Origin of the sequence: Pseudomonas sp. B14(2017), from assembly GCF_002113255.1 — a bacterium.
Taxonomy (GTDB): Bacteria; Pseudomonadota; Gammaproteobacteria; order Pseudomonadales; family Pseudomonadaceae; genus Aquipseudomonas; species Aquipseudomonas putida_Z.
The window spans coordinates 45,438-69,255 of record NZ_NEJY01000019.1 but is presented as its reverse complement, the minus strand read 5'-3'; the positions used below and the strand labels follow the sequence as shown (position 1 = coordinate 69,255).

Genomic DNA, 23,818 nt, shown 5'->3' with positions numbered 1-23,818 from the left:
GTGTTCCTGGCGGACTAGTGTAGCCCAGTCGTTGCCAAATCAGCGACCGGGCCTGCAAGCCTGTCCAGAGCAAAATGCCGATCACCGATGCCAATGGCATGCCATTGCGCGCGCTTAATGGTGGCTGCGTACGGGAGGTTTTCGAACCTGCCGGATTTTGCTCTCTGCCGGTCTTGCAGACCCGTACGTGGCTGCCACCCATCACACTGCAAGTCATGAGTGGCAGCTCTAGCCAACCTATAGAGAGTGTCACCATGCTTAAGATTGTCCCCGATCCACCCCACGATATTCATTCCCTTGAAGACACCCTGATCCAGGCCACGGACTATGCGCTGTGCGCTGCGACCGTTGTGCATCAGGCCATGCTGCTGCAGCCCAAGTCGCCGGCGTCGGTTTTGATGATGACGTCGATGCATGAACTGGAGACGCTGCGGGCTTTGCTGGAGTCGGCATTGATTCAGGTGCAGATGCCCACTGGGCCCAGGACTTTGCACTAGGGCCTAAGCAATGTGTTGCCTGTTCCGGCCTCTTCGCGGGCACGCCCGCTCCCACAGGATCTTCACGGTACTCAAGACTTGCACAGTACCTGTGGGAGCGGGCGTGCCCGCGAAAGGACCAGAGCAAGCAGTCGAGAACTTTCAGGGATTCAAAAATGACCACAGAAGACACCCATTTCACTGTCGGCAAGACCACGTTCTACCAAGGTGAACATGGCACCCACCCACTGTTCCGCATAGAGCCCGGCATCCCCTGCCGCGATGCCCGCGAGCAGTCCTCAGAGTTGATGGGCTATGTCCGCGAGCTGACCATCACCGGCCTGATGGATGAGAAGCCGATGATGATCTGGGCTGCGCACTACCTGAGTGCGATGGCCAAGGCGCTGATGGATGATGCCGAGCTGGGCATGGGGCATTGAGGCGACCCCGCACAGTCACTTGATCACGATCGGATTCACCGGTGCACCGCTGCCGCCGACGATCTTCAACGGCGCTGCGGTGTACAGGAATTGCCACTGCCCATCTTCCGCGCAATCCCTGGCCAGCTCATCAAGAATCACCACTTCGGTGAAGGCCACGCCGAGGTTGCGCATCAGGGCGTTGTGCAGCGGGATCAACACCCCGGACTGCGGGTCCACCGCGACCTCGTTGGCCATGGTGTCGGTGATCAGGTTGGGGATTTCCATCTCGTGGAACCATTCCACCAGCTCCCGGCTGAAGGTCAGGCCCGGCTCGGCGAAGTCCTGGTAGAACTCCTCCGGCTCGCGCTCGTAGAACGAGCCGATCCAGCCGGTACGGATGATCAGGATGTCGCGCTTTTCAATTGCAACACCCTGGGCCTCGGCAGCTGCCATCAAGTCCAGATGGTTGAAGGTCTCGCCCTTGTCCAGCACGCTTTTGCCACGGTGGCGGGCCATGTCGATCAGTACCGCGCGCCCGACTACGCCACGCTCGGCGATCGGCAGGATACTGGCCTTGTCCATGCCGCCGATGGTGCTCATGGCGTCATAGCCGTTCCACAGTTTGTCGTCGTGCCATACATGGCCGAGGGCGTCGTACTGGGTAGAACCCTGCAGGTGCATGAAGATCACATCGTCGGCGTACTCCACATGGCCGTCGAAGTGTGCTTTCCCAGCCAGGAAGTGGCCCTTGTCCAGCACGTTGGCCCTCACCGACGGGCGCCGACCGGGCCACAGGGGTTCGCCCTTGGGGTGGCCGATCTGCACTTGCAGGGTGAAGGTCTTGCCTTGGCGCACGCTGGCGATGCCGCGCAGGATCTGCGCGCTTTGCAGGTAGTTGAGGGCGCCGACTTCATCGTCCGGCCCCCATTTGCCCCAATTGCTGGGTAGGCCTTCGAGCAGGGCTTTGACGTTGGGTGCGTGATTGTTGTTGAACTTGTGATCGCACATGGGCTGTCCTTGGTTTGAGTGCAGACCAAGCCACAGTAATCAGGCGGTGCGGTGCGTCGATAATGAAAAGAGCTGATCCGGGGATGACTATTCGTTATCGGGGAGCCGCGGCGAAACCCGCTGTCTGGAGGCTGGTGAGAGATAACGTGGGGTGATCTCCCGATCAGAACCCTTCATTATTCACTGGCCAAGTGCTTGATTAGAGTGGCGCCTGGGGTGATACAGGCCAGTCAAGCCTTTCGACAAGCGAGGTACAGGTGAGCGTTGATATCGAGTGTGTGGTGGTCGGGGCCGGTGTGGTCGGCCTGGCGGTGGCGCGCGCCTTGGCCCAGGCCGGCCATGAAGTGCTGGTGGTGGAGGCGGGCGAGGGCATTGGCGTCGGGGTCAGCTCGCGCAACTCCGAGGTGATCCATGCCGGCCTGTATTACCCCGATGGCAGCCTCAAGGCGCAGCTGTGTGTCGAGGGCAAGCAACGCCTGTATGCCTATTGCGACAGTCGGGGCGTTGAATACCAACGCCTCGGCAAACTGATCGTCGCCACCGATGCGGCCCAGGTCGAAGGCTTGCAGCGCCTGCTGGAGCAGGGCCGGCGCAATGGTGTCGATGACCTGCAATGGCTCGACGCCGACCAGGCGCGTGAGTTGGAGCCGGCGCTGTCATGTGTCGCCGCGCTGTGGTCGCCGTCCACCGGCATCATCGACTCCCATGGCTTGATGCTCGCCCTGCTGGGTGACGCCGAGGCTGCGGGCGCCACCTTGGTACTGCATACCCCACTGCTTGTCGCGCAGGTGATCGAGGCCGGTTTCAGCCTGGACATGGGCGGTTCCGACCCGATGAGCCTGACCTGCCAGCGGCTGGTCAACTGCGCTGGGTTATCGGCAGTTGAAGTCGCTGGGCACATCACCGGCCTCGACCCGGCCCATGTGCCCCAGGCCTATCTATGCAAAGGCAGCTATTTCAGCCTGAGCGGTCGTGCGCCATTTCGGCACCTGGTGTACCCCGCACCGGAACACGCCGGCCTGGGCGTGCACATGACCCTCGACCTGGGCGGCCAGGCGCGCTTCGGCCCGGATGTGGAGTGGGTGGAACATATCGACTACCCGGTAGACCCCCGGCGCGGCGACAGCTTCTATGCCGCCGTACGGCGCTATTGGCCCGACCTGCCCGACGCCAGCCTGCAACCGGCCTACAGCGGCATCCGCCCGAAAATCAGCGGCCCGCTGGACCCGGCGGCGGACTTTGTCATCAGTACGCCCGCCGAGCATGGAGTGCCGGGGCTGGTGAACCTGTTTGGTATCGAGTCACCGGGGTTGACCAGTTGCCTGGCATTGGCGGATCGCGTGCTGCATACCCTGCGTGACAACTGAGGGCAGTGCCAAGCTGCCTTCAGTCTTTATGCATGTGCTGCTTGCCATCGCGATGAGTATGGGCCTTTGAATGCCCCTCATCATGCTGGCTTGCGCCCGAGGCCTGCTCACCATGGTGGCCAGGCACGTTGCCGCGGTGCTGGCCTTCATGGTTGTGCATTTCACTTTCGCCACCACCATGCTGGTGGCCGCCACTGGCCGCGACCATCGTTTTGTATTGTTCGGCGTTCAACTGGGGTAACTGGTCCAGGAAGGCGACGATGCCCCAGATGTATTCATCGCCCATGCTCTTGCCCCAGGCCGGCATGCCGGAGGCCTTGATGCCGTGCTTGATGATCCAGAACGCCGCAGCGGGGTCGCCACCAATCCCGCTTTTGGTCAGGTTGGGGGGCGATGGATACAGAGCCTGGCTGAGCTCGGTCTTCTCGACGCCAGGTGCAAGGTGACAACCGATGCACATGGCGTTGTAATTACCGGCGCCGGTACCAATCAGCGCTTCATTTTTCAGGTCCGGCACCTGGATGTCCCTGGCCCGTACGGCGATCGATCGGTCCCGTGCCATGGCCAGAAAGGCATGCACGGCGGGGAAATGGGGATCATCGGCCCCGACGTTGACCAGGCCGGAGTACGCAGCACCCAGTACGGCCACGCTGGCCACCGCGCCTGCTGCAACAAGCGTTGTTATTGTTCTTTTCATGTCTGGTTCTCAAAACCACATGCGGATACCGGCCACGAAACGCGCTTCATCCACATCACCACCCTCGTCGCGGATGAAATCGGCGGTCTTGCCGTAGGAGCGGTTCCAGGTGATGCCGATGTAAGGGGCGAACTGGCGGACTATTTCATAGCGCAGGCGCAGCCCGACTTCAGTATTTGCCAGGCCGGAACCGACGCCGCGCACAGGGTCGTTCTTGCCATAGAAATTGGCTTCAGCGGTCGGCTGCAGGATCAGGCGGTTGGTCAGCAGAATGTCATAGTCGCCTTCCAGGCGCGCGGCAGTCTGGCCGTTCTCGCCAATGAACGCGGTGGCTTCGGCTTCGAAGTCGTAAAGCGCCATGCCCTGGATACCGAACGCCGCCCAGGTCTGGGGGGATTCAGGCTTGAAGTCCTGGCGCACCCCGGCAACCACATCCCACCATGGGCTGATCGAGCGGCCGTACAGCAGCTGCAATTCGGCATCCTCGGTGACACCGTTGGTACGTTCACCTTCGGAGCGGATCCACAGCCGGTTGATATCGCCGCCTACCCAGCCGGAAGCATCCCAGGCCAGCGTGCTGCCTTCATCGGCATCCTGGTACTCGAGCTGGTCCAGCAGGAAGAAACTGTTGATAGCACTGTCGTGCATCTGATGCCCGCCCAATGGGGGGAAGGCTGCCTGGCGGTCGGCATCGGTCAGCACCGGGATCGGGGTACGGCTGGTCGTCGGCGTATCCGCCGTGCCGTGGTTCATTTTCGAATGGTCCATCGCTTCATGGTTCATGGCTCCATGGTCCATAGCCCCATGATCCATGGCGCCGTGGTCCATGCCCGGCATGCTGCCATGATCCATCTTGCCGTGGTCCATCATCGAATGGTCCATTTCTTCAGCGGCGAAGCTGGGCGCAGCGCCCAGCACGCCGAGCGAAACGGTCAATGCCAGCAGCGATGGACGTGCCAGGCTATTGAGCATCTTTCCCTGCCTCAGCTTTGTTGCTGCCATGCGATTCCATCATCTTGCCGTGGTCCATGCCTTGCATCGAGCCATGGTCCATTCCTTTCATGGCGTCATGGTCCATACCCTTCATCGAACCATGGTCCATGCCCTTCATGGCGCCATGATCCATGCCCTTCATCGAACCATGGTCCATGCCTTGAGCACCCTTGGCTTTTGCGCCATCTGCAGGCTGCTGGTTGTTGTCGCCGGACCACGACGGCGGGGCATATACGGCAAACAGGCCGGCCATCACGGCAGAAAGGAAAAACGCGCTTCGTTTCATTGGTTTGCTCATCTCGGATCTCCAGTTCATTCGTCCACACGGACTTCGCGGAACATGCCCATTTCCATGTGGAACAGCAGGTGACAGTGATAGGCCCAACGCCCCAGGGCATCTGCCGTGACGCGATAGCTTCGTTTTGAGCCAGGCGGCATGTCGATCGTGTGCTTGCGTACCATGAAGTTGCCGTTCTCATCCTCCAGGTCGCTCCACATGCCATGCAGGTGGATGGGGTGGGTCATCATGGTGTCGTTGACCAGGGTGATGCGCAGGCGCTCGCCATACTTGAGGCGCAGTGGCTCGGCATCGGAAAACTTGATGCCGTCGAAGGACCAGGCGAACTTTTCCATGTGGCCGGTGAGGTGCAGCTCGATTGTGCGACCAGGCGCGCGGCCGTCCGGGTCCGGGAAGGTACTGCGCAGGTCCGCATAGGTCAGCACACGGCGGCCGTTGTCACGCAGGCCGATGCCCGGATCGCCCAGTTTTGGTGTCGGGGTCATGGTCTGCATGTCGACCAGGGGGTTGTTGCTCTCGGAGTCTGGGTGGCTCTGCATGGGCGCGCTGGTGCCAGCCATTTCGCCATGGTCCATGCCGGCCATGTTGCCGTGTTCCATGCCAGCCATGTCGCCATGGTCCATGCCTGCCATGCTGCCGTGATCCATGCCTGTCATGTCGCCGTGATCCATGCCCATATCGCTCATGGAAATGATCGGCCGTGGATCGACAGCTGGAACAGGGGCTTGCAAGCCTTCGCGAACAGCCAGGGTGCCCCTGGAATACCCGGTACGGTCCATGGATTGAGCGAAGATGGTGTAAGCCTGCTCGCTTTCGGGCTCGACGATGACATCGTAGGTTTCGGCAACGGCGATGCGGAACTCGTCGACCGCAACGGGTTTGACATGCTGCCCATCCGCCGCGACAACCGTCATCTTCAGGCCGGGAATTCGCACATCGAAATACGTCATGGCCGAGCCATTGATGAAGCGCAGGCGGATTTTCTCGCCCGGCTTGAACACGCCCGTCCAGTTACCGTCCGGGGCCTGGCCGTTCATCAGGTAGGTGTAGGTGTAGCCGCTCACATCAGCGAGATCGGTGGGGCTCATTTTCATCTCGGCCCACATCTTGCGGTCGGCTACCGCCGCGGACCAGCCCATTTCGCTCACATCGTTGACGAAATCACCCACCGTGCGCTTGTGGTAGTTGTAGTAGTCGGACTGCTTCTTGAGCTTGGACAGCACCCGTGCAGGGTCTTCATCCGTCCAGTCGCTGAGCATGACCACGTAGTCTCGGTCATAGGTGAACGGCTCAGGCTCTTTCGCGTCGATGACCAGGGCGCCATACACCCCGACCTGCTCCTGGAAACCGGAGTGGCTGTGGTACCAGTAGGTGCCGTTCTGCTGGACCTTGAACCTGTACTCATACATGCCGTCGGGGGCGATGCCATGGAAGCTCAGGCCCGGCACGCCGTCCATGTTCGCCGGCAGGATGATGCCGTGCCAGTGGATGGAGGTGTCCTGCTGCAAGCGGTTGCGCACACGCAGCGTGACGGTATCGCCTTCGCGCCAGCGCAGGATGGGCCCGGGAATGGAGCCGTTGATGGCCATTGCTGTACGTGCAGTGCCGGTAATGTTGACCGGCAGCTCACCGATGTAGAGGTCGAAGTCGGTGCCGCTCAGCACATTCGGTTGGCCGGGGCTGGTCACGGCCCAGACCGGCGCGCGCCACATGCCCAGCCCGCCAAGCAGTCCGGTAGCGGCCAGGCCTTTGACGAAGGAGCGTCTGGTGGTTTTGCTTTGCATGCCGTTGCGTCCAGTCAGTCGAAAAGTTGCTGGTGTTCAGGCGGTTGAACGCCCCAGCCGTGGGTCGAGAAGCCCCACAATCTTCCCTAACGCTAGCGGACCTCCGCTGTCAGCTGGCTGAGCTTCAGATTACTTTTCTGTCAGCTTGTGGTGGGTATGACTGATGAAGCGCATGGCATGCAGAATCTGGGGCCGCTTTGCGGCCCTTCGCGGGCACGCCCGCTCCCACAGGGATGGCGCTGTAGCCAGGACATGCGCGGGACCTGTGGGAGCGGGCGTGCCCGCGAAGGGCTGCAAAGCAGCCCCATCAAGCGGCTCTTTGGCCTGGCCGCTACTCGATGCGCAGCGCCGCCACCGGATGCAAGCGGGCCGCCCGCACGGCCGGAGCCAGGCCGGCGAGAATGCCGAGCACCGCCGCCAGCAGCAGCGCCAGCAGCAGAAACAGCGGTTGCAGCGCCAAGGGCAGGCTCGGCATGGCCAGGTGCAGTAGCCCCAGCAGCAGGCCCATCAACAGCAGGCCAAGCAGGCCACCGGCCAGGGACAGCAGCGTCGCTTCAGCGAGAAACAACCCAAGTACCTGCCGCGGACTGGCGCCAATCGCCCGCAACAGGCCGATTTCTGCCGTGCGCTCGCCCACAGTGGTCGTCATGATGGTGAGAATGCCGACGGCGCCGACCAGCAGCGAAATGCCCCCCAAGGCACCAATGGCCAGGCTCAGGGTGCCGAGAACGCGGTTGAAGCTGCGCAGCATGTCGTCCTGGGTGGTCAGGCTGAAATCCTCCGCACCGTGCCGTTCGCCGAGCACCTCGCGAATCTGCCGGCTCAATGCCCGTGACGTGGTACCTGCGCCGAACACCACATGGGCTTTGACCACTCCGGTGCGGTTGAACAGGCTTTCCGCCCAGTCCACCGGGATGTAGGCAATATCGTCGAGATTGAAACCGAGCAACTGGCCTTTCTCCGCCATCACGCCGATCACCCGGAAACGCACGCCGCCGACGCGGATCAGCTCACCCAGCGGGTTGCGCGCCCCGAACAGCTCGGTACGCAGCTGATGGCCGAGCACCACATAGGGCGGCGAACGGCCGTCGCGGGCCGGAGGCAGGAACTCGCCCAGGCTCAGTTGCATGCGCCAGGCCTGCGCCATCTGATGGCCGCCACCGAGAATGTCGCTGCGCCGGCTCAGTTGACCGAACTGTATATTCCCGCTGCCCTGAATGATCGGCACCGCCGCCTCGACATGCGGCAAGCGCCGCAGGGCGTCGGTGTCACTGATGGTCAGTGGCCGCACGCTGCCGAGCAGGCCGCCGAGGCCGCTGGTCTGGGTCTTGCCCGGGCGCACGGTGATGATCCGCGTACCAAACTGCGAGAAGTTCTCCAGCACATAGCCGCGCACGCCTTCGCCTATGGCCGTGAGCAGCGCCACGGCGGCTATGCCGATCGCTACCCCGAGCAGGGTCAGCAGGCTGCGCAGCGGGCGGCAGGTCAGCGCCGAGCTGGTCAGCCGGAAACCATCTTGCCAGCGCATCAGTGCGCCCCTGGCGGGCGTAGCGCCACCACCGGCTCCAGCGCCGAGGCCCGAGCGGCAGGCAGCCAGGCGAACAGCAGCGCCGTGCCGAGTGCCAGCAGCACGGCGCCAGCCCGCGCCCACCAGGGGGCATAGAGCGGCAGATCGAACGCCAGGCGCCCCAGCCAGAGCAAGGTTTCGGCCAGCAGCAGCCCTGCCAGTGCCCCTGTCAGGGCCAACAGCGCCGCCTCGCCGAGGAACAGCAGGCGCAGCTGCGCCGCCGTCACGCCTATGGCTTTGAGCAGGCCGATCTCGGCGCTGCGCTGGCTTACTGCAATCCAGGTCACGTTCATGATCAGGATGCCTGCCACCAGCAGGCTGATCGCGGCAATGCCGGCCACCGCCAGGGTCAGCACCGCGAGTATCTGGTCGAAGGCGCTGAGCAGGCTGTCCTGGCTGACGAGGGTGACGTCCTCCTCACCCTCGTGGCGCTCCTTGAGCGCGGCGAGTATCAGCTGCTTGCTACGGTCGAGAAAGCTCGGACCATGCACCTCGACAAACACCCGCGACAACCCCTCGCTATTGAACAAGGCCTGGGCGCTGGCCACCGGAATGATCAACATCTCGGCGAAATCCATCCCCAGCGACTCGCCCCGCTCGCCGAGAATGCCGACCACCCGGAAGCGCCGGTCGCCAGCGCGCAACCATTCACCCAGAGCCGGGCGAGCCCCGAACAGCTCGCGCCGGAGTTTGCCGCCGATCACGCAGACGGCTTCGGCCTGCTCAGGGTCCAGCGTCGGCAGGGGCTGGCCTTGTACGACCGCCAGTTGGCGAATGGCGAAGAAGTCCCGGGTGGTGCCCAGCGTCAGCACCTCACGATTGCGGTTGCCGACTATCACCTCCATCTGCCCGGCCTGCTGCGGCGCGACCCGGCGGATGCCCGGCAACCGGGTGATGGCCTGGACATCCTGCAAGGTCAACTCGTGTGGCGTCAGCCCGGTGAGCGGCGGCATTCGCCCGGTGGTTTCCTTGCGCCCCGGGAAAACGATGAGGATGTCGCGCCCGAGCAGCGAGAACTCGTTCAGGACGAAGGCCCGCGCCCCCGCGCCAAGACCGGTGAGCAGATTGACCGCGACCACCCCGATAGCGATGGCCAGCAGTAGCATCAGGCTGCGCGAGCGATGCCCACGCAAGGCACCTAGCCAGAAGCCCAGGGCATCGGCAGCGCGCATCAGGCCAGCGCCCACTGCGGCGCAGTACTGTGGATCCGCCCGTCACGCATGTGCAGCTGGCGCTGTGCACGGGCGCCCAGGTTGGCATCGTGGGTCACCACTATCAGGGTCAGCCCCTCGCCGTTGAGCTCCTCCAGCAGGCTGAAGACCTCTGCGCCGGCCTGGCTATCGAGATTGCCGGTGGGTTCGTCGGCCAACAGCAGCGCCGGTTGCATGACCATCGCCCGGGCGATCGCGACGCGCTGGCGCTGGCCACCGGAAAGCTCGGCCGGGCGGTGGGCAATGCGCTCGCCCAGCCCCAGCCGTGCCACCAATTGGCTGCTGCGCTTGCGCCGTTGTGCCGCACCAATGCCGGCAAGGACCATCGGCAGCTCGATATTCTCCAGCACCGTCAGCCGTGCGATCAGGTGGTAGGACTGGAACACGAAACCTATCAGTCGGCTGCGCAACTGGGCGCGGCGCGCCTCGCTCAGGGCCGCCGTGGCCTCGCCCTGCAGCCAGTATTCGCCGGCGCTCGGCGCGTCGAGCAGGCCGAGGATGTTCAGCAAGGTCGACTTGCCCGAGCCCGACGGGCCCATCACCGCCATGTAGTCACCGGCGGCGATGTCCAGGTCCAGGCCATCCAGCCCCATCACCTGCTGTTCGCCCAACTGGAAGCTGCGGCTACCGCCGCGCAGGCGGATCATTTCTCGGTCTCCGCGGCATCCACCGGGATCACCGCCACGGTATCCTTGAGCCCTTCCTGCTCGTGGCTGGCAACTATGCGTGCGTCCTCGTCCAGCCCTGCAAGCACCTCGGTCCAGCGCCAGTTGCTCAGCCCGGTTTGCACCTGCACCTCGCGCAACACCCGGGCGCTCGGGTCATATCGCAGCACACGCTGCCCCTCCAGCAGGGTCTCGGTGGGGATGCGCAAGGCGCCCGCGTGCTGCTCCAGGAGGATCTCGACATCGGCGCTATAGCCGGTGAGCAGGGCCAGGTCTGCCGGCGGCTGGTCGAAGCGCACCTCGACATCGACGGTGCGCGCCTGCTTCTCCAGTTCGCGCACATAGGGCGCGATGCGGCTGACGCGGCCGGTGAAATGCTGACCACGGAAGGCATCCAGGCTGATCCGTACGGCGGTTCCTGGGTGAACCCGGGCAGCGTCCACCTCATCGATCGGTGCCTCTACAAACAGGCAGCTGTCGTCGATCAGGTCGACTGCTGGCGGTGTGGGAATACCTGGCGGCGAAGGGGTGACGAACTCGCCGAGTTCGCCGTTGATTTCTGCGACGATGCCGGCGAATGGTGCACGCAGGGTTGTCTGTTCCAGCAGTGAACGCTGCAACTGCAGGCTGGCGTCGGCCTCGCGGATCAGTACGGCACTGGCACTGCACATCAGCTTCGCCAGGTTGGCCTTGGTCGCCGCCTGATCGAGGCGATCGGCGGCAATCAACTTGCGGTCGGCCAACTGGCCCAGGCGATCAAGGTCGCGCCGGTCCAGCAGAGCTTGCTGGCAGCGCTGTTCGCGGGTGTTGCGCTGGGCCTCCAGCCGCGCCTCGGCTTCCTGTAGCCTGGCCTGTTGCTCGTCCTGCCGCAGGCGCATGAGCACCTGGCCCGGCTGGACCCGCTGGCCCTCGCTGACCAGCAACTCGTCAACCTGGCCGCCGACATTGAAGGACAGGTGCGAGCGTCGACAGGACTTCAGCGTACCCGCGCGCGTGTTGGCCACCACCGTCTCCACCGGCCCCCGCTCAACTTCCAGCAGCCTGACCGGCACCGGCTGCGGTCGACTCAACCAGCCGCCCAACACCACGAGACAAGCCAGGATCGACGAGCCAATCAATAATTTGCGCATGGACTACACCTCCTCCCATATGGCTTGAGCCTAGATCAGGAGGGTGAAAGCTCCACGCGAAACGTCATTTATCCGACGATTTTCGGATGAGCGTTAGTATAGTGTCAGATAAATGGCGAATGAGATTTTTTTCGCTCACGCAGCGGCGATTCCCCCGGCCATGGGAAGGCTGCAGAAAGTTTCAGAGGATGAGAATGGCGGGCATTAAAAAGCCGGCTTGTGGCCGGCTTCTCGGGGACGCTTCCGACTAATTTATGGTAAGCCGCAATCGCCTTAACTGTGTGGCCATCAAGGGCCTGAAAGAGATGGCAGATGCCCGTGTGGGATATCGCCGAGCCCTCTGGAACGCGGCTCGCGCCGGTCGGGGGCTGAATGTGCGGCGTAGCATACAAGGGCGCGCGCAGGATGCCCAGCAAAAAATGGCACAGGTTGTTTCAGTCGGGCCGTTGCTGGCGGAAATGCGACCAGTGGAATACCCAGCCCAGAATCTCCAGCCCTTGTGTCTGGCGCTGGGCGGTGGTGTAGCGTTCGACCGCATAGTTGCGCCGATCATGGCTGTGCAGGTACAGCGTGCCGTGCTGGCCGAGGCTGAGGTTGTTCACCCTGAGCACGCCGTTGTGCAGCAGGGCATAGGTTTCGCCCTCGAACACCTGGGTCATGCCCAGGTCGATGGCCAGGGTGGCCTGCAGCGGAATCAGCGGGGTCATGTTGCTGGCGGGCATGGCCACGCAGATGGCGTTGTCGGCATGCACTCCCAACCCTTTCAGGGCTTTTGCGGGCAGGCACATGTGCTTGCCCGCCACGGGCGACAGCAGGCCGTTGTGCAGTTCGTAAAAGGGCACCTTCAGTGCCCGGCCGCCTTGCGCCGACAGCGGCGTGCGCGGGTTGGCGGGCGCCGGCCCTGGCGGGCAGCTGCGCAGGATCGGGTTGTGGTGTTTGGGGCCTTCGCCCGTGCGCAACCAGCGACGATGCACGCAGAACAGGTCGGCCATTTCGTCCAGCCGGGCCAAAGGCACGCCGCGCTTGAGCCAGTTGTTGACGTGCTGGGGGGTGACGCTGCGCTGGGCGGCGAAATCGGAAGAGGTCAGGCCACATTCGTGGAGGAGGGCTTTGAGTCGGTCGCCGGATGTGTTCATGGCGGCGAGTGTAGCGGCGGGGTGCCAGCAAGGATATGAACCGGATGTTGATGGGGCTTGTGTGAAAAGCGCCTGTTTGTAGGGCGTTGGAGTAGGACTGCGTAGGATTTTTTACTCTCCCAAGCAAGTGCACGGTTCCTGTGGGAGCGGGCGTGCCCGCGAAGAGGCCAACGCGGTGGCTGGCACCGGCTGCGCCGGTGTTCGCGGGCACGCCCGCTCCCACAGGGATCGCGCCAGCAATTAGAATTTGAGCAAGGCAGTTGCTTCTGCGCAGGCAGGTCAATTAGTTCCAGGGCGACCAGCCATCCATCAGGCATAAAAAAACCCCGCCTGGGCGGGGTTCTTCATGCAACCGGCATCAGCCCTTGTAGGCAGCAACCGATTTGGTGATCGCGGCGCGGGCGGCGTCAGCGCCTTCCCAGCCTTCGATCTTGACCCACTTGCCCTTCTCGAGATCTTTGTAGTTGGCAAAGAAGTGCTCGATCTGCTGGATCAGCAGGGCTGGCAGGTCGGTGTATTCCTTCACGTCGACGTACAGCTGCGACAGCTTGTCGTGAGGAACAGCGATGACCTTGGCGTCGCCGCCGCCGTCGTCGGTCATGTTCAGCACGCCGACCGGACGGGCGCGGATAACCGAACCTGGGGCTACCGGGTAAGGGGTAACGACCAGCACGTCCAGCGGATCACCGTCATCGGCCAGGGTGTTCGGGATGAAGCCGTAGTTGGCTGGGTAGAACATCGGGGTAGCCATGAAACGGTCGACGAACAGGGTATCGCTGTCCTTGTCGATCTCGTATTTGATCGGCGCGTGGTTGGCCGGGATCTCGATGGCGACGTAGATGTCGTTCGGCAGGTCTTTGCCCGCCGGAATCTTGCTGTAGCTCATTGGGCAGTGCCCCCGTGTTTGACCAAAAAAGTGGCGGCGATTATAGGCACATTCTGCATGGGCATGCCACGCCTGGCCTGATGTGCGGCCCCGTCAGGCGTGGCTTTCGCGGTATTCCGGGTGTTCGGCCTGCAGCCGGCACAGGCGCGCCAGCGGGTCCTGGCGGTAGAACAGCGACAACTGGCGGTAGACCTGTGGATAAGCCTGTTGCAGCAGGTCGGGGGCACTAAAGAAGTACTCGCTGGTGACGGCAAAGAACTCCGCGGGGTTCTCCGCGGCATACGGGTCGATGGCGGTTTCGGCGTCGGGGTTGGCGTCCAGCTGGCGGTTGAGGTCGTCATAGGCCTGTTGCATGGCGGTTGCCCATTCATCCACGGGCATGCCGCTGTGCAGCGGCGGCAGGCCGTTGGCATCGCCGTTGAGCATGTCGAGCTTGTGCGCCAGTTCATGGATGACCAGGTTGTAGGCTTCCCAGCCACCGCTTGCCAGCACGCCGTTCCAGGCGAGGATGATCGGGCCCTGCTGCCAGGCCTCGCCGCTGTGCTCGCCGTCCCACACGTGCTCAACGCCACTGGCATCGCGGTGGCGCTGGGGGCTCTTGAAGTCGTCGGGGTAGAGGATGATTTCGTGGAAACCCTGGTACCAGTTCAGCTCGCCCAGGTGCAGCAGCGGCAACTGCGCCTGGGCCGCCAGCAACAGGCGCTGCTCGTCGTCCGGCTCGACGCCGGGCAGGCAGGTGAGGTGCTTGTCGAGCAGGAACAGGATGCAGGCTTCACGCAGCCAGCGATCTTCTTCGTCCGTGATGCCGTCCAGCATCGGCAGGCGCTCGCGCACGGCCTGCCATTGCTGGGAGGTGATGGGGTAGCGCGCCAGGGTGCGCTTGCGCCGCCAGGCGCTGAACGACCACATCGGCAGGTTTCAGTGGGCCTTGGCCGTGCGGCCCAGGCGGCCACGCAGCAGGCCGAGGATCATCGGCACCAGCGACAGGATGATGATGCCCACCACCATCAATGACAGGTGCTGCTTGATGAATGGCACGTTGCCGAAGAAGTAGCCCAAGGTCACCAGGCCGCCGACCCACAGCAGCGAACCGGCGACGCTGAAACCGAGGAAGCGCGGGTAGTGCATGTGGGCGATGCCGGCGACGAACGGTGCAAAGGTGCGCAGGATGGGCAGGAAGCGCGCCATGGTCACGGTCTTGCCGCCGTGGCGTTCATAGAAGTCGTGGGTACGCTGCAGGTAGTCGCGACGGAAGATCTTCGAGTTGGGGTTGTTGAACAACCGCTCGCCGGCCGTGCGGCCGATCACGTAGTTGGTGCTGTCGCCGAGGATTGCGGCGGCCATCAGCAGGCCGGCCAGCAGCAACGGGTCCATGCCGCCACCGGCGGCCACGGCGCCGGCAATGAACAGCAGCGAATCGCCGGGCAGGAAGGGCATGACCACCAGCCCGGTTTCACAGAAGATCACGGTGAAGAGGATGGCGTAGATCCAGGGACCGTAGTTGGTGACCAGCAGATCGAGGTAGGCATCGAGATGCAGGATAAGGTCCAGCGGGTTGAAATCCATGTACAGCACCTGTGTTCTTGGGCGTAGGCTCGGTTACCTGGGGATGGGTAAATTTTCACACATGACAGGTGGGCCATTATACGGCTAAGTCAGGAACATGCCCGGCGAGTTTGTAGCGGGGGGTTACGGCAGGGGGGGATTCCTGTACCGGCCTCTTCGCGGGCTCGCCCGCTCCCACAGGTACAGCACCGACTTCAGATGCGCCGCTATGCCTGTGGGAGCGGGCGAGCCCGCGAAGAGGCCGGTGCAGGTCAATCCTGGCTGATCGGCAGGATATAGCTCTTGAACTCGTTATCCTCACGAAACCCGATGGATTCGTAAGTCTTGTGCGCTACCTCATTGTCCGCACTGGTCGACACCCGCATGCGCACGGCGTTGGTTTCCTTGGCCATTTTCTTCGCCTCGCGCATCAGGTGGTCGGCCACCAGCATGCGCCGCGAGTCCTCGGCCACATAGATATCGTTCAGAATCCATACCCGCTTCAACGACAGCGATGAGTAGCTTGGGTACAGCTGGCAGAATCCCAGCAGTTTGCCGTCGTCATCATCGGGTAGCGCCAGGTAGATCACCGACTCATCCCGCTTCAGGCGCTTCTCCAGGAAACTGCGGGAGCTGTCAGGGTAGGGTAGCTGCCCATAGAACTCACGGTATTTGACGAACATCGGCGTGAGCAGGTCGAGGTGTTCCAGGGTTGCCTTGATGATGCGCATGTGCGGCCCTCAGAGTCCATTAGGGGAAACAGCGGATTGCCATCAGCCTTCAAGGGCATGCTGCCCAATGCGCGGTGCAAGTGCAATCCGCCTTCCGTGACATGTTTTTTACCCTTTGCCGAGCAGGAAGTTACCTTTCTGGCCGGTGCTGTGTTCACTCTCCAGGCTATGGACCTCGGCTTCGTCCTTCAGATTCACCCCGGAAAGCTGGCGTCGGCAGGCTTCGCGCATCAAGTACAGCAAGCGGTGCGCCGCCATGCCATAACTCAGGCCCTCCAGGCGGATGTTGGAAATGCAGTTGCGGTAGGCATCGGTCAGGCCGACCTTCGGTGAATAGGTGAAGTACAAGCCAAGGCTGTCGGGCGAGCTGAGCCCCGGGCGTTCGCCGATCAGCATCACCGTCATCCGTGCGCCCAGCAGCTCACCAACCTCGTCGGCCACTGCCACGCGGCCCTGCTGCACCAGCACCACCGGGGCGCTGGTCCAGCCGTCGGCGGCGGCCTGTTCCTCGAAGCGCGCCAGGAACGGCAGGGTGTGGCGGTGCACGGCCAGTGCCGACAGGCCGTCAGCGACGACGATGGCCAGGTCGACCCCGCCGGGGTTGGCCTGGGCGTGCTGGCGCAGCGCGGCAACCGAATCTTCGTTCAGCCGTCGCCCCAGGTCCGGGCGTTGCAGGTACTGGTTGCGGTCGCTGGCGGCGCTGTGCAGCACCAGGCTTTCGCGCCCGCGGTCACTCAGCTGGGTAGCCAGGCCGGCATGGTCGAAGGCCAGGTGCACGGCGTCGCGGGCCTGGGCGTGGGCAAACTGGAAGTCCAGTTGCGCACCGGTCGGCAGGCTGGTGCCGGTGCGGCCCAGGGCTATGCGCGCCGGGGTCAGGTTGCGCAGGGCCAGCCAAGGGTTGTCGGGGGTAGGCGTGCGGTGGTCCATGGTCATCCCTATGCAAGCTGTGCCAAGGCCTGGCGGAAGGCCGGCGGCAGGTTGTCACCAAAGCGCACCCGGCCATCGGCCTGGGTGAAGATGCCGGTGCGGGCCAGCCATGCCTCGAATTCCGGCCCGGGCTTCAGGCTCAGGGTCTGGCGCGCGTACAGCGCGTCGTGGAACGAGGTGGTCTGGTAGTTGAGCATGATGTCGTCGGAGCCGGGGATGCCCATGATGAAGTTGATCCCGGCCACGCCCAGCAGGGTCAGCAGGGTGTCCATGTCGTCCTGGTCGGCTTCGGCGTGGTTGGTGTAGCAGATGTCGCAACCCATCGGCACTCCCAGCAGCTTGCCGCAGAAGTGGTCTTCGAGGCCGGCGCGGATGATCTGCTTGCCGTTGTACAGGTACTCCGGGCCGATAAAACCGACCACGGTGTTGACCAGGAACGGCTTGAAGTGGCGGGCCACGGCATAGGCGCGGGTTTCACAGGTCTGTTGGTCGACGCCGTGGTGGGCGTTGGCCGACAGCGCGCTGCCCTGGCCGGTTTCGAAGTACATCAGGTTCTGCCCGAGGGTGCCGCGTTTCAGCGAAAGGCCCGCTTCGTAGCCTTCCTGCAGCACGTTCAGGTTGATGCCGAACCCGGCGTTGGCCGCCTCGGTGCCGGCGATGGACTGGAACACCAGGTCCAGTGGCACGCCACGGTTGATCGCCTCGATCGAGGTGGTGACGTGGGTCAGCACGCAGGCCTGGGTGGGGATGTCGTAGCGCTGGATGATGGCGTCGAGCATTTCCAGCAGGGCGCAGATCGAGGCGATGCTGTCGGTGGCCGGGTTGATGCCGATCATGGCGTCGCCGTTACCGTACAGCAGGCCGTCGAGAATGCTGGCGGCGATGCCGGCTGGCTCGTCGGTGGGGTGGTTGGGCTGCAGCCGGGTCGACAGGCGCCCGCGCAGGCCCATGGTGCCACGGAACCGGGTGACCACGCGGATCTTCTGTGCCACCAGCACCAGGTCCTGCACGCGCATGATCTTCGACACCGCGGCGGCCATTTCCGGCGTCAGCCCGGGTGCCAGGTTGCGCAGGCTGTCCTCGTTGGCTTCTTCGCTCAGCAGCCAGTCGCGCAGGCCACCCACGGTCAGGTGGCTGACCGGGGCGAAGGCCTGGGCATCGTGGGTGTCGATGATCAGGCGCGTGACTTCATCATCTTCGTAAGGGATCAGCGCTTCGTTGAGGAAATGCGTCAGCGGGATATTGGCCAGGGCCATCTGCGCGGCGACCCGTTCGCCGTCGTTGCTGGCCGCGACGCCCGCCAGGTAGTCCCCCGAGCGGGCGGGGCTGGCCTTGGCCATCACTTCCTTGAGGCTGTCGAAGCGGTAAACCAGATGGCCGACCGTGTGTACGAAACTTGCCATACAGATTCTCCAGAGCCGCGGGTTGCCCCGCGGCGGGTGGCGGCGATCAGTGCAGGGCCTCTTCGGCCTTCTGAATCGCGGCGAATTCCTCTTCCGGTGTACCCGCGACCAGGTGGTGGCGGCTGTAGAAAGCAAAGTAGGCAATTAATACCGCATAGATCACTGCGGCGCCAATCACCACCCGTGGGTCGACCAGGAAACCGGCGACCACGGCGATGCAGGCCAGTACCAGTGCCAGGCCCGAGGTGAAGATGCCACCGGGGGTGCGGTATGGGCGCTCCATCTTCGGCCGGCGGATGCGCAGGGTGATGTGCGCGGCCATCATCAGCACGTACGACAGGGTAGCGCCGAACACTGCCACCAGGATCAGCAGGTCACCCTGGCCGGTCAGCGACAGGGCAAAGCCGATGATCCCGGGGATGATCAAGGCCAGTACCGGGGCCTTGCTCTTGTTGGTTTCCGACAGCTTGCGCGGCAGGTAGCCGGCGCGGGACAGGGCAAAGATCTGCCGGGAGTAGGCGTAGATGATCGAGAAGAAGCTGGCGATCAGCCCGGCCAGGCCGACCAGGTTGACGAAGCCACCCATCCAGGTGCTGCCGCCGTAGGCTTTGGACAAGGCTTCTACCAGCGGGTTGCCGGACGCTTTCAGTGCTTCGGAGCCTGCGCCGCCGGGGCCGACCACCAGGATCAGCAGGGCGAAGGCCAGCAGCACCAGCATGGCGCCGATCAGGCCGCGTGGCAGGTCACGCTTGGGGTTCTTGGTTTCTTCGGCAGCCAGCGGCACGCCCTCTACGGCGAGGAAGAACCAGATGGCATAGGGGATGGCCGCCCACACGCCGACATAGCCGAACGGCAGGAAGCTGCTGGCGCCCACGGCGTCCGTTTTGGCGATGTCGAACAGGTTGGCTGCATCAAAATGGGGCACCATGCTCACCAGGAACACGGCCAGGGCGATGGCGGCGATGGCGGTGATGATGAACATCAGCTTCAACGCCTCACCCACGCCAAAGATGTGGATGCCGATGAACACGATGTAGAACGCCAGGTAGATCATCCAGCCGCCGATGCCGAACAGTGACTGGCAGTAGGCGCCGATGAACACCGCGATGGCGGCGGGGGCGATGGCGTACTCGATGAGGATCGCCGTCCCGGTGAGGAAGCCGCCCCAGGGGCCGAATGCGCTGCGGGCAAAGCCGTAGCCGCCGCCTGCGGTGGGGATCATCGACGACAGTTCGGCCAGCGAGAAGCACATGCACAGGTACATGGTGGCCATCAGCAGGGTGGCGAGGAACATGCCGCCCCAGCCGCCCTGGGCCAGGCCGAAGTTCCAGCCGGCATAGTCGCCGGAGATGACGTAGGCCACGCCCAGGCCGACCAGCAGGACCCAGCCGGCGGCACCTTTTTTCAGTTCACGTTGCTGGAAATAGTCCGAGCCGACTTTTTCGAAGTCGACGGAAGAGCCTGCCGGCGAGCCGGCGGAATGATCGCTTGGCATAGATTCACCTGTTGTTTTTCTTGGTGGCCGGACGGGTTCCGGGCCGATGGTGATGGGTACTGCAGGAAGCGAGCCAGAGCGGTTGGTGCTCTGGATATTGTGTTTGCAGGTCCGGCCTCATCGCCGGCAAGCCGGCTCCCACAGGTACTGCACAGGTCTGGAATCCCCTGCGATCCCTGTGGGAGCGGGCGAGCCCGCGAAGGCCGCGACGCGGTTTAGAAGAAGCCCAACGGATTGATGTCGTAGCTCACCAGCAGGTTCTTGGTCTGCTGATAGTGGTCAAGCATCATCTTGTGGGTCTCACGCCCGACCCCCGACTTCTTGTAGCCACCGAACGCGGCATGCGCCGGGTACAGGTGGTAGCAGTTGGTCCACACGCGGCCAGCCTTGATCCCACGGCCCATGCGGTAGGCACGGTTGATGTCGCGGGTCCACACGCCGGCACCCAGGCCGAACTCGGTGTCGTTGGCGATCGCCAGGGCTTCGGCTTCGTCCTTGAAGGTGGTGACGCTGACCACCGGGCCGAAGATTTCTTCCTGGAACACGCGCATCTTGTTGTTGCCCTTGAGCAGGGTCGGCTGGATGTAGTAGCCGGTGGCCAGCGAACCTTCCAGTTTTTCCACCTTGCCGCCAGTCAGCAACTCGGCGCCTTCCTTCTGGGCGATGTCGAGGTACGACAGGATCTTCTCGAACTGCTGTTGCGAGGCCTGGGCGCCGACCATGGTGTCGGTGTCCAGCGGGTCGCCGCGCTTGATCTGCAGCACCTTCTTCATCACCACTTCCATGAACTGCGGGTAGATCGACTCCTGTACCAGTGCCCGTGACGGGCAGGTGCATACCTCGCCCTGGTTGAAGAACGCCAGCACCATGCCTTCGGCCGCCTTCTCGATGAAGCTTGGCTCGGCTTGCATGATGTCTTCGAAATACACGTTCGGCGACTTGCCGCCCAGTTCGACGGTGGACGGGATGATGTTCTCGGCGGCGCACTTCATGATGTGCGAGCCGACCGGGGTCGAGCCGGTGAAGGCGATCTTGGCGATGCGTTTGCTGGTGGCCAGTGCTTCACCGGCTTCGCGGCCAAAGCCTTGCACCACGTTGAGCACGCCTTTTGGCAGCAGGTCACCGATCACTTCCAGCAGCACGGTGATGCCCAGCGGGGTCTGTTCGGCCGGCTTGAGCACCACGCAGTTGCCGGCGGCCAGTGCCGGGGCGAGCTTCCAGGCGGCCATCAGGATCGGGAAGTTCCACGGGATGATCTGCCCGACCACGCCCAGTGGCTCATGGATGTGGTAGGCCACGGTGCCTTCGTTGATTTCCGCGGCGCCGCCTTCCTGGGCGCGGATGCAGCCAGCGAAGTAGCGGAAGTGGTCGACCGCCAGCGGAATGTCGGCATTGAGGGTTTCGCGGATCGGCTTGCCGTTGTCCCAGGTTTCGGTAATGGCCAGCAGTTCGAGGTTCTGCTCGATACGGTCGGCGATCTTCAGCAGAACGTTGGAGCGGTCCTGCACTGAGGTGCGGCCCCAGGCGTCGGCCGCAGCGTGGGCGGCATCCAGGGCTTTATCGATGTCTTCGGCAGTGGAGCGGGGGAATTCAGCGATCAGCTTGCCATTCACCGGGGAGGTATTTTCGAAGTACTGCCCCTTTACCGGAGGAACGAACTCACCACCGATGTAGTTGCCGTAGCGGCTCTTGAAGGAAACCTTCGCGCCTTCGGTACCGGGATGTGCGTAACGCATGGTGTGTCTCCTGGCTATTGTGTTTGTTAGGGAGTTGGAAAGCGTAGAGCAAAGGTTGGGCCAGCGTTTCGAGCACCAGGCAAATCAATGACTTGGCTCGGTTCTTTGGGCCGGGCCCACGGTCGCTGTGCCAGCGCCGGTACGCGCGGGGGTGACACTTTGTGCCATTTGCGACACGTAACCGGAGGGTGCATTGCAAAGCCTTCCCGGGTGGAGGATGCTGGCGGGACTCTCTATCTGCGGAGAACTACAACAATGCAGAGCAATCATTTCAGCCGCCATGCCCAGCAAGTCCATACCGTCGCCCATGGTGGGGCCGGGGAGGGCGGCAGTGACCCGTCCATCGCCCGCTCCTGGCTGCGCTGCCTGGAGGACTACCACCTCGACCCGTCGGTGATCGAGGCCCCGGTGGTGCTCGAGCATGGGCGCCTGCTGGAAAGCCGCGAGCGCCTGCGCCAGGTGCTGCAGATTGCCGACCATGAAATGAACAGCCTGCACCAGCAGCTTTCCGGGGCCGGCCATGCAGTGCTGCTGACCGATGCCCGTGGGGTGATCCTGAATTGTGTCAGCGCGCCGACCGAGCGGCGCAGCTTCGAGCGCGCCGGCCTGTGGCTGGGCGCTGACTGGAGCGAGGCGCGCGAGGGCACCAACGGCATCGGCACCTGCCTGGTCGAGCGCCAGGCGCTGACCATCCACCAGAACGAGCACTTTCGTGGCCGCCACACCGGCCTGACCTGCTCCGCCAGCCCGGTGTTCGACCCGCATGGCGAGCTGCTGGCAGTGCTGGATGTGTCTTCGGCGCGGCCCGACGTTTCCCGGCAGAGCCAGTTCCATACCATGGCCCTGGTCAACCTGTCGGCGAAGATGATCGAAAGCTGCTACTTCCTGCGCCATTTCGAACAGCAATGGCTGCTGCGTTTTCACCTGCAGGCCGAGTCGGTCGGCCTGTTCAGCGAAGGCCTGCTGGCGTTCGACGGTGACGGGCGCATCTGCGCCGCCAACCAGAGCGCGCTGAACCTGCTGGGCACGGTGCGTGGTGGCGTGCTGGGCAAGCCGCTGGAACGCTTTTTCGCTTGCAGCCACGACGAACTGTTCAGCCGCGCCACGCCCGGTGGCAGCACGGCCTGGCCGCTGCATACCCTGGACGGGCGCCAGGTGTTCGCCAGCCTGCGTGGCCAGGCGCGCGCACCGGTGTGGTCGGTGCCGGCCGCCCAGCCGCGACCCGCACGGGAAGTGGAACTGCTAATCTGCCTGCTCGACCCGGCCTTGCAGAACGACTTCCGCCGCAGCGTGCGGGTGTTCGAGCGCGATGTGCCGCTGTTGCTGCGCGGCGAGACCGGCTGTGGCAAGGAGGCCTTTGCCCAGGCCGTGCACCAGGCCAGCGAGCGGCGCGGCAAGCCGTTCGTTGCCATCAACTGTGCCTCGATCCCGGAGAGCCTGATCGAGAGCGAACTGTTCGGCTACCGCGGCGGCAGCTTTACCGGTGCGCGCAAGGAAGGCATGCGCGGCAAGCTGCTGCAGGCCGATGGCGGCACCTTGCTGCTGGACGAAATTGGCGACATGCCACTGGCCCTGCAAACCCGCCTGCTGCGCGTGCTGGAGGAGCGCCAGGTGGTGCCGATCGGTGGCGAGCCGCAGGCGGTCGACGTGCGCATTGTCAGCGCTACTCACCGTGACCTGCTGGAACGGGTAGAGCAGGGCAGTTTCCGCGAGGACCTGTATTACCGGCTGAATGGCCTGGAAGTGGCATTGCCTGCGGTGCGCGAGCGCAGTGACAAGGCGCAGTTGCTGGACTTTCTGCTGCGTCAGGAGGCACAGGGAGAACCGATCGATATCGAGCCCAGGGCGCGGCAGGCACTGCTCGACTTCGCCTGGCCGGGCAACGTGCGGCAGATGCGCAACGTGCTGCGTACCTTGGTGGCGCTTTGCGAAGACTCCCGGATCGTGTTCCCTGATCTCCCCGCCATTGTTCGCGAGGGCTTCGCCCTCGATCGCCGGCAAGCCAGCTCCCACCTCGATCGCGGTGGCTTCAGGCCATGTGCAATCCCTGTGGGAGCCGGCTTGCCGGCGATAGGGCCAGAGCAGGTAGCACAAGACAGTTGCTCCCTCAGGGTGAATGGGGCTTTCGAAGCTGGAGCTGTATCTGTGGGAGCTGGCTTGCCGGCGATAGGGCCTGCCGCGTTGGAGGATGCCGAGCGTCATGCGCTGCTGGCCACCCTGGAGGCAAAACACTGGCACCTCACCCGTGTCGCCGAGCACTTGGGCATCAGCCGCAATACCTTGTATCGAAAACTGCGCAAACACGGCATCACCAGGGCCGACTGAGCGAAACATCTGGTGC

22 protein-coding genes are annotated in these 23,818 nt (G+C 63.7%); 4 read left to right on the top strand and 18 right to left on the bottom strand.

Annotated features, from left to right (window positions below; all coding sequences use genetic code 11):
• The first annotated feature begins 254 nt into the window (after window positions 1-254).
• Both CAG34_RS19870 and CAG34_RS19860 read left to right on the top strand, forming a co-directional pair.
• Complete coding sequence (locus CAG34_RS19870) at window positions 255-497, top strand: hypothetical protein (protein WP_025337535.1); 243 nt, start codon at window positions 255-257, stop codon at window positions 495-497.
• Window positions 498-652: 155 nt separating this feature from the next.
• Window positions 653-916 carry a DUF3077 domain-containing protein gene (locus CAG34_RS19860; protein ID WP_075044464.1) on the top strand — a complete coding sequence of 88 codons (264 nt, stop codon included), beginning with the start codon at window positions 653-655 and terminating at the stop codon, window positions 914-916.
• A 15-nt stretch (window positions 917-931) separates the two neighbouring features.
• On the opposite strand, the gene CAG34_RS19855 is transcribed toward CAG34_RS19860, so the two are convergent.
• Window positions 932-1,906 (bottom strand): cyclase family protein, encoded by a 975-nt coding sequence (locus CAG34_RS19855; protein ID WP_075044465.1) that lies wholly within the window; start codon window positions 1,904-1,906, stop codon window positions 932-934.
• A 257-nt stretch (window positions 1,907-2,163) separates the two neighbouring features.
• On the opposite strand from CAG34_RS19855, the gene CAG34_RS19850 reads away from it, so the two are divergent.
• Window positions 2,164-3,273: an NAD(P)/FAD-dependent oxidoreductase gene (locus tag CAG34_RS19850; protein ID WP_085591977.1), complete on the top strand. Its 1,110-nt coding sequence runs from the start codon at window positions 2,164-2,166 to the stop codon at window positions 3,271-3,273.
• A 19-nt stretch (window positions 3,274-3,292) separates the two neighbouring features.
• On the opposite strand, the gene CAG34_RS19845 is transcribed toward CAG34_RS19850, so the two are convergent.
• The 17 genes from CAG34_RS19845 to CAG34_RS19765 all read right to left on the bottom strand — a co-directional run bounded on the left by CAG34_RS19845 (window position 3,293) and on the right by CAG34_RS19765 (window position 21,477).
• Window positions 3,293-3,970 (bottom strand): cytochrome c, encoded by a 678-nt coding sequence (locus tag CAG34_RS19845; RefSeq protein WP_085591974.1) that lies wholly within the window; start codon window positions 3,968-3,970, stop codon window positions 3,293-3,295.
• 9 nt (window positions 3,971-3,979) lie between these two features.
• Window positions 3,980-4,942 carry a copper resistance protein B gene (locus tag CAG34_RS19840; protein WP_085591972.1) on the bottom strand — a complete coding sequence of 321 codons (963 nt, stop codon included), beginning with the start codon at window positions 4,940-4,942 and terminating at the stop codon, window positions 3,980-3,982.
• On the bottom strand, window positions 4,932-5,261 hold the full coding sequence (locus CAG34_RS19835) for a hypothetical protein (protein ID WP_256573568.1): 330 nt from the start codon (window positions 5,259-5,261) through the stop codon (window positions 4,932-4,934). Before CAG34_RS19835 ends, CAG34_RS19840 begins: the two co-directional genes overlap by 11 nt.
• Before the next feature lie 14 nt (window positions 5,262-5,275).
• A complete protein-coding gene (locus tag CAG34_RS19830) occupies window positions 5,276-7,045 on the bottom strand; it encodes a copper resistance system multicopper oxidase (RefSeq protein WP_085591968.1) in 1,770 nt (589 codons plus the stop codon).
• Between the two features lie 331 nt (window positions 7,046-7,376).
• A complete protein-coding gene (locus CAG34_RS19825; RefSeq protein WP_085591966.1) occupies window positions 7,377-8,573 on the bottom strand; it encodes an ABC transporter permease in 1,197 nt (398 codons plus the stop codon).
• Complete coding sequence (locus CAG34_RS19820; protein WP_085592053.1) at window positions 8,573-9,784, bottom strand: ABC transporter permease; 1,212 nt, start codon at window positions 9,782-9,784, stop codon at window positions 8,573-8,575. The genes CAG34_RS19825 and CAG34_RS19820 overlap by 1 nt, the downstream gene beginning before the upstream one ends.
• Window positions 9,784-10,470 (bottom strand): ABC transporter ATP-binding protein, encoded by a 687-nt coding sequence (locus CAG34_RS19815; protein WP_085591964.1) that lies wholly within the window; start codon window positions 10,468-10,470, stop codon window positions 9,784-9,786. Before CAG34_RS19815 ends, CAG34_RS19820 begins: the two co-directional genes overlap by 1 nt.
• Window positions 10,467-11,618: an efflux RND transporter periplasmic adaptor subunit gene (locus tag CAG34_RS19810; protein WP_085591962.1), complete on the bottom strand. Its 1,152-nt coding sequence runs from the start codon at window positions 11,616-11,618 to the stop codon at window positions 10,467-10,469. Before CAG34_RS19810 ends, CAG34_RS19815 begins: the two co-directional genes overlap by 4 nt.
• A 434-nt stretch (window positions 11,619-12,052) precedes the next feature.
• Window positions 12,053-12,754 carry an XRE family transcriptional regulator gene (locus CAG34_RS19805; RefSeq protein ID WP_085591960.1) on the bottom strand — a complete coding sequence of 234 codons (702 nt, stop codon included), beginning with the start codon at window positions 12,752-12,754 and terminating at the stop codon, window positions 12,053-12,055.
• Between the two features lie 358 nt (window positions 12,755-13,112).
• The gene (ppa, locus tag CAG34_RS19800; RefSeq protein WP_003255365.1) at window positions 13,113-13,640 is read right to left on the bottom strand and encodes an inorganic diphosphatase; all 528 of its coding nucleotides are present in this window, start codon (window positions 13,638-13,640) and stop codon (window positions 13,113-13,115) included.
• 93 nt (window positions 13,641-13,733) lie between these two features.
• Window positions 13,734-14,549 carry a zinc-dependent peptidase gene (locus CAG34_RS19795; RefSeq protein ID WP_085591958.1) on the bottom strand — a complete coding sequence of 272 codons (816 nt, stop codon included), beginning with the start codon at window positions 14,547-14,549 and terminating at the stop codon, window positions 13,734-13,736.
• A 9-nt stretch (window positions 14,550-14,558) separates the two neighbouring features.
• A complete protein-coding gene (locus CAG34_RS19790; protein ID WP_025337547.1) occupies window positions 14,559-15,206 on the bottom strand; it encodes a DedA family protein in 648 nt (215 codons plus the stop codon).
• A 251-nt stretch (window positions 15,207-15,457) separates the two neighbouring features.
• On the bottom strand, window positions 15,458-15,916 hold the full coding sequence (locus CAG34_RS19785; protein ID WP_003257044.1) for a GNAT family N-acetyltransferase: 459 nt from the start codon (window positions 15,914-15,916) through the stop codon (window positions 15,458-15,460).
• A 108-nt stretch (window positions 15,917-16,024) separates the two neighbouring features.
• The gene (gene eutC / locus CAG34_RS19780) at window positions 16,025-16,843 is read right to left on the bottom strand and encodes an ethanolamine ammonia-lyase subunit EutC (protein WP_085592051.1); all 819 of its coding nucleotides are present in this window, start codon (window positions 16,841-16,843) and stop codon (window positions 16,025-16,027) included.
• An 8-nt stretch (window positions 16,844-16,851) separates the two neighbouring features.
• Window positions 16,852-18,246, bottom strand: a complete 1,395-nt coding sequence (locus tag CAG34_RS19775) for an ethanolamine ammonia-lyase subunit EutB (protein ID WP_085591956.1) — start codon at window positions 18,244-18,246, stop codon at window positions 16,852-16,854.
• Window positions 18,247-18,292: 46 nt separating this feature from the next.
• Window positions 18,293-19,741 (bottom strand): ethanolamine permease, encoded by a 1,449-nt coding sequence (gene eat / locus CAG34_RS19770; RefSeq protein WP_013970695.1) that lies wholly within the window; start codon window positions 19,739-19,741, stop codon window positions 18,293-18,295.
• Between the two features lie 215 nt (window positions 19,742-19,956).
• Window positions 19,957-21,477, bottom strand: coding sequence for an aldehyde dehydrogenase family protein (locus CAG34_RS19765; RefSeq protein ID WP_025337551.1), 1,521 nt, complete (start codon window positions 21,475-21,477; stop codon window positions 19,957-19,959).
• A 255-nt stretch (window positions 21,478-21,732) separates the two neighbouring features.
• Here CAG34_RS19765 and CAG34_RS19760 point away from each other — a divergent pair, with 255 nt between their 5' ends.
• Window positions 21,733-23,802, top strand: a complete 2,070-nt coding sequence (locus CAG34_RS19760) for a sigma-54-dependent Fis family transcriptional regulator (RefSeq protein ID WP_085591954.1) — start codon at window positions 21,733-21,735, stop codon at window positions 23,800-23,802.
• The last annotated feature ends 16 nt before the right edge of the window (window positions 23,803-23,818 follow it).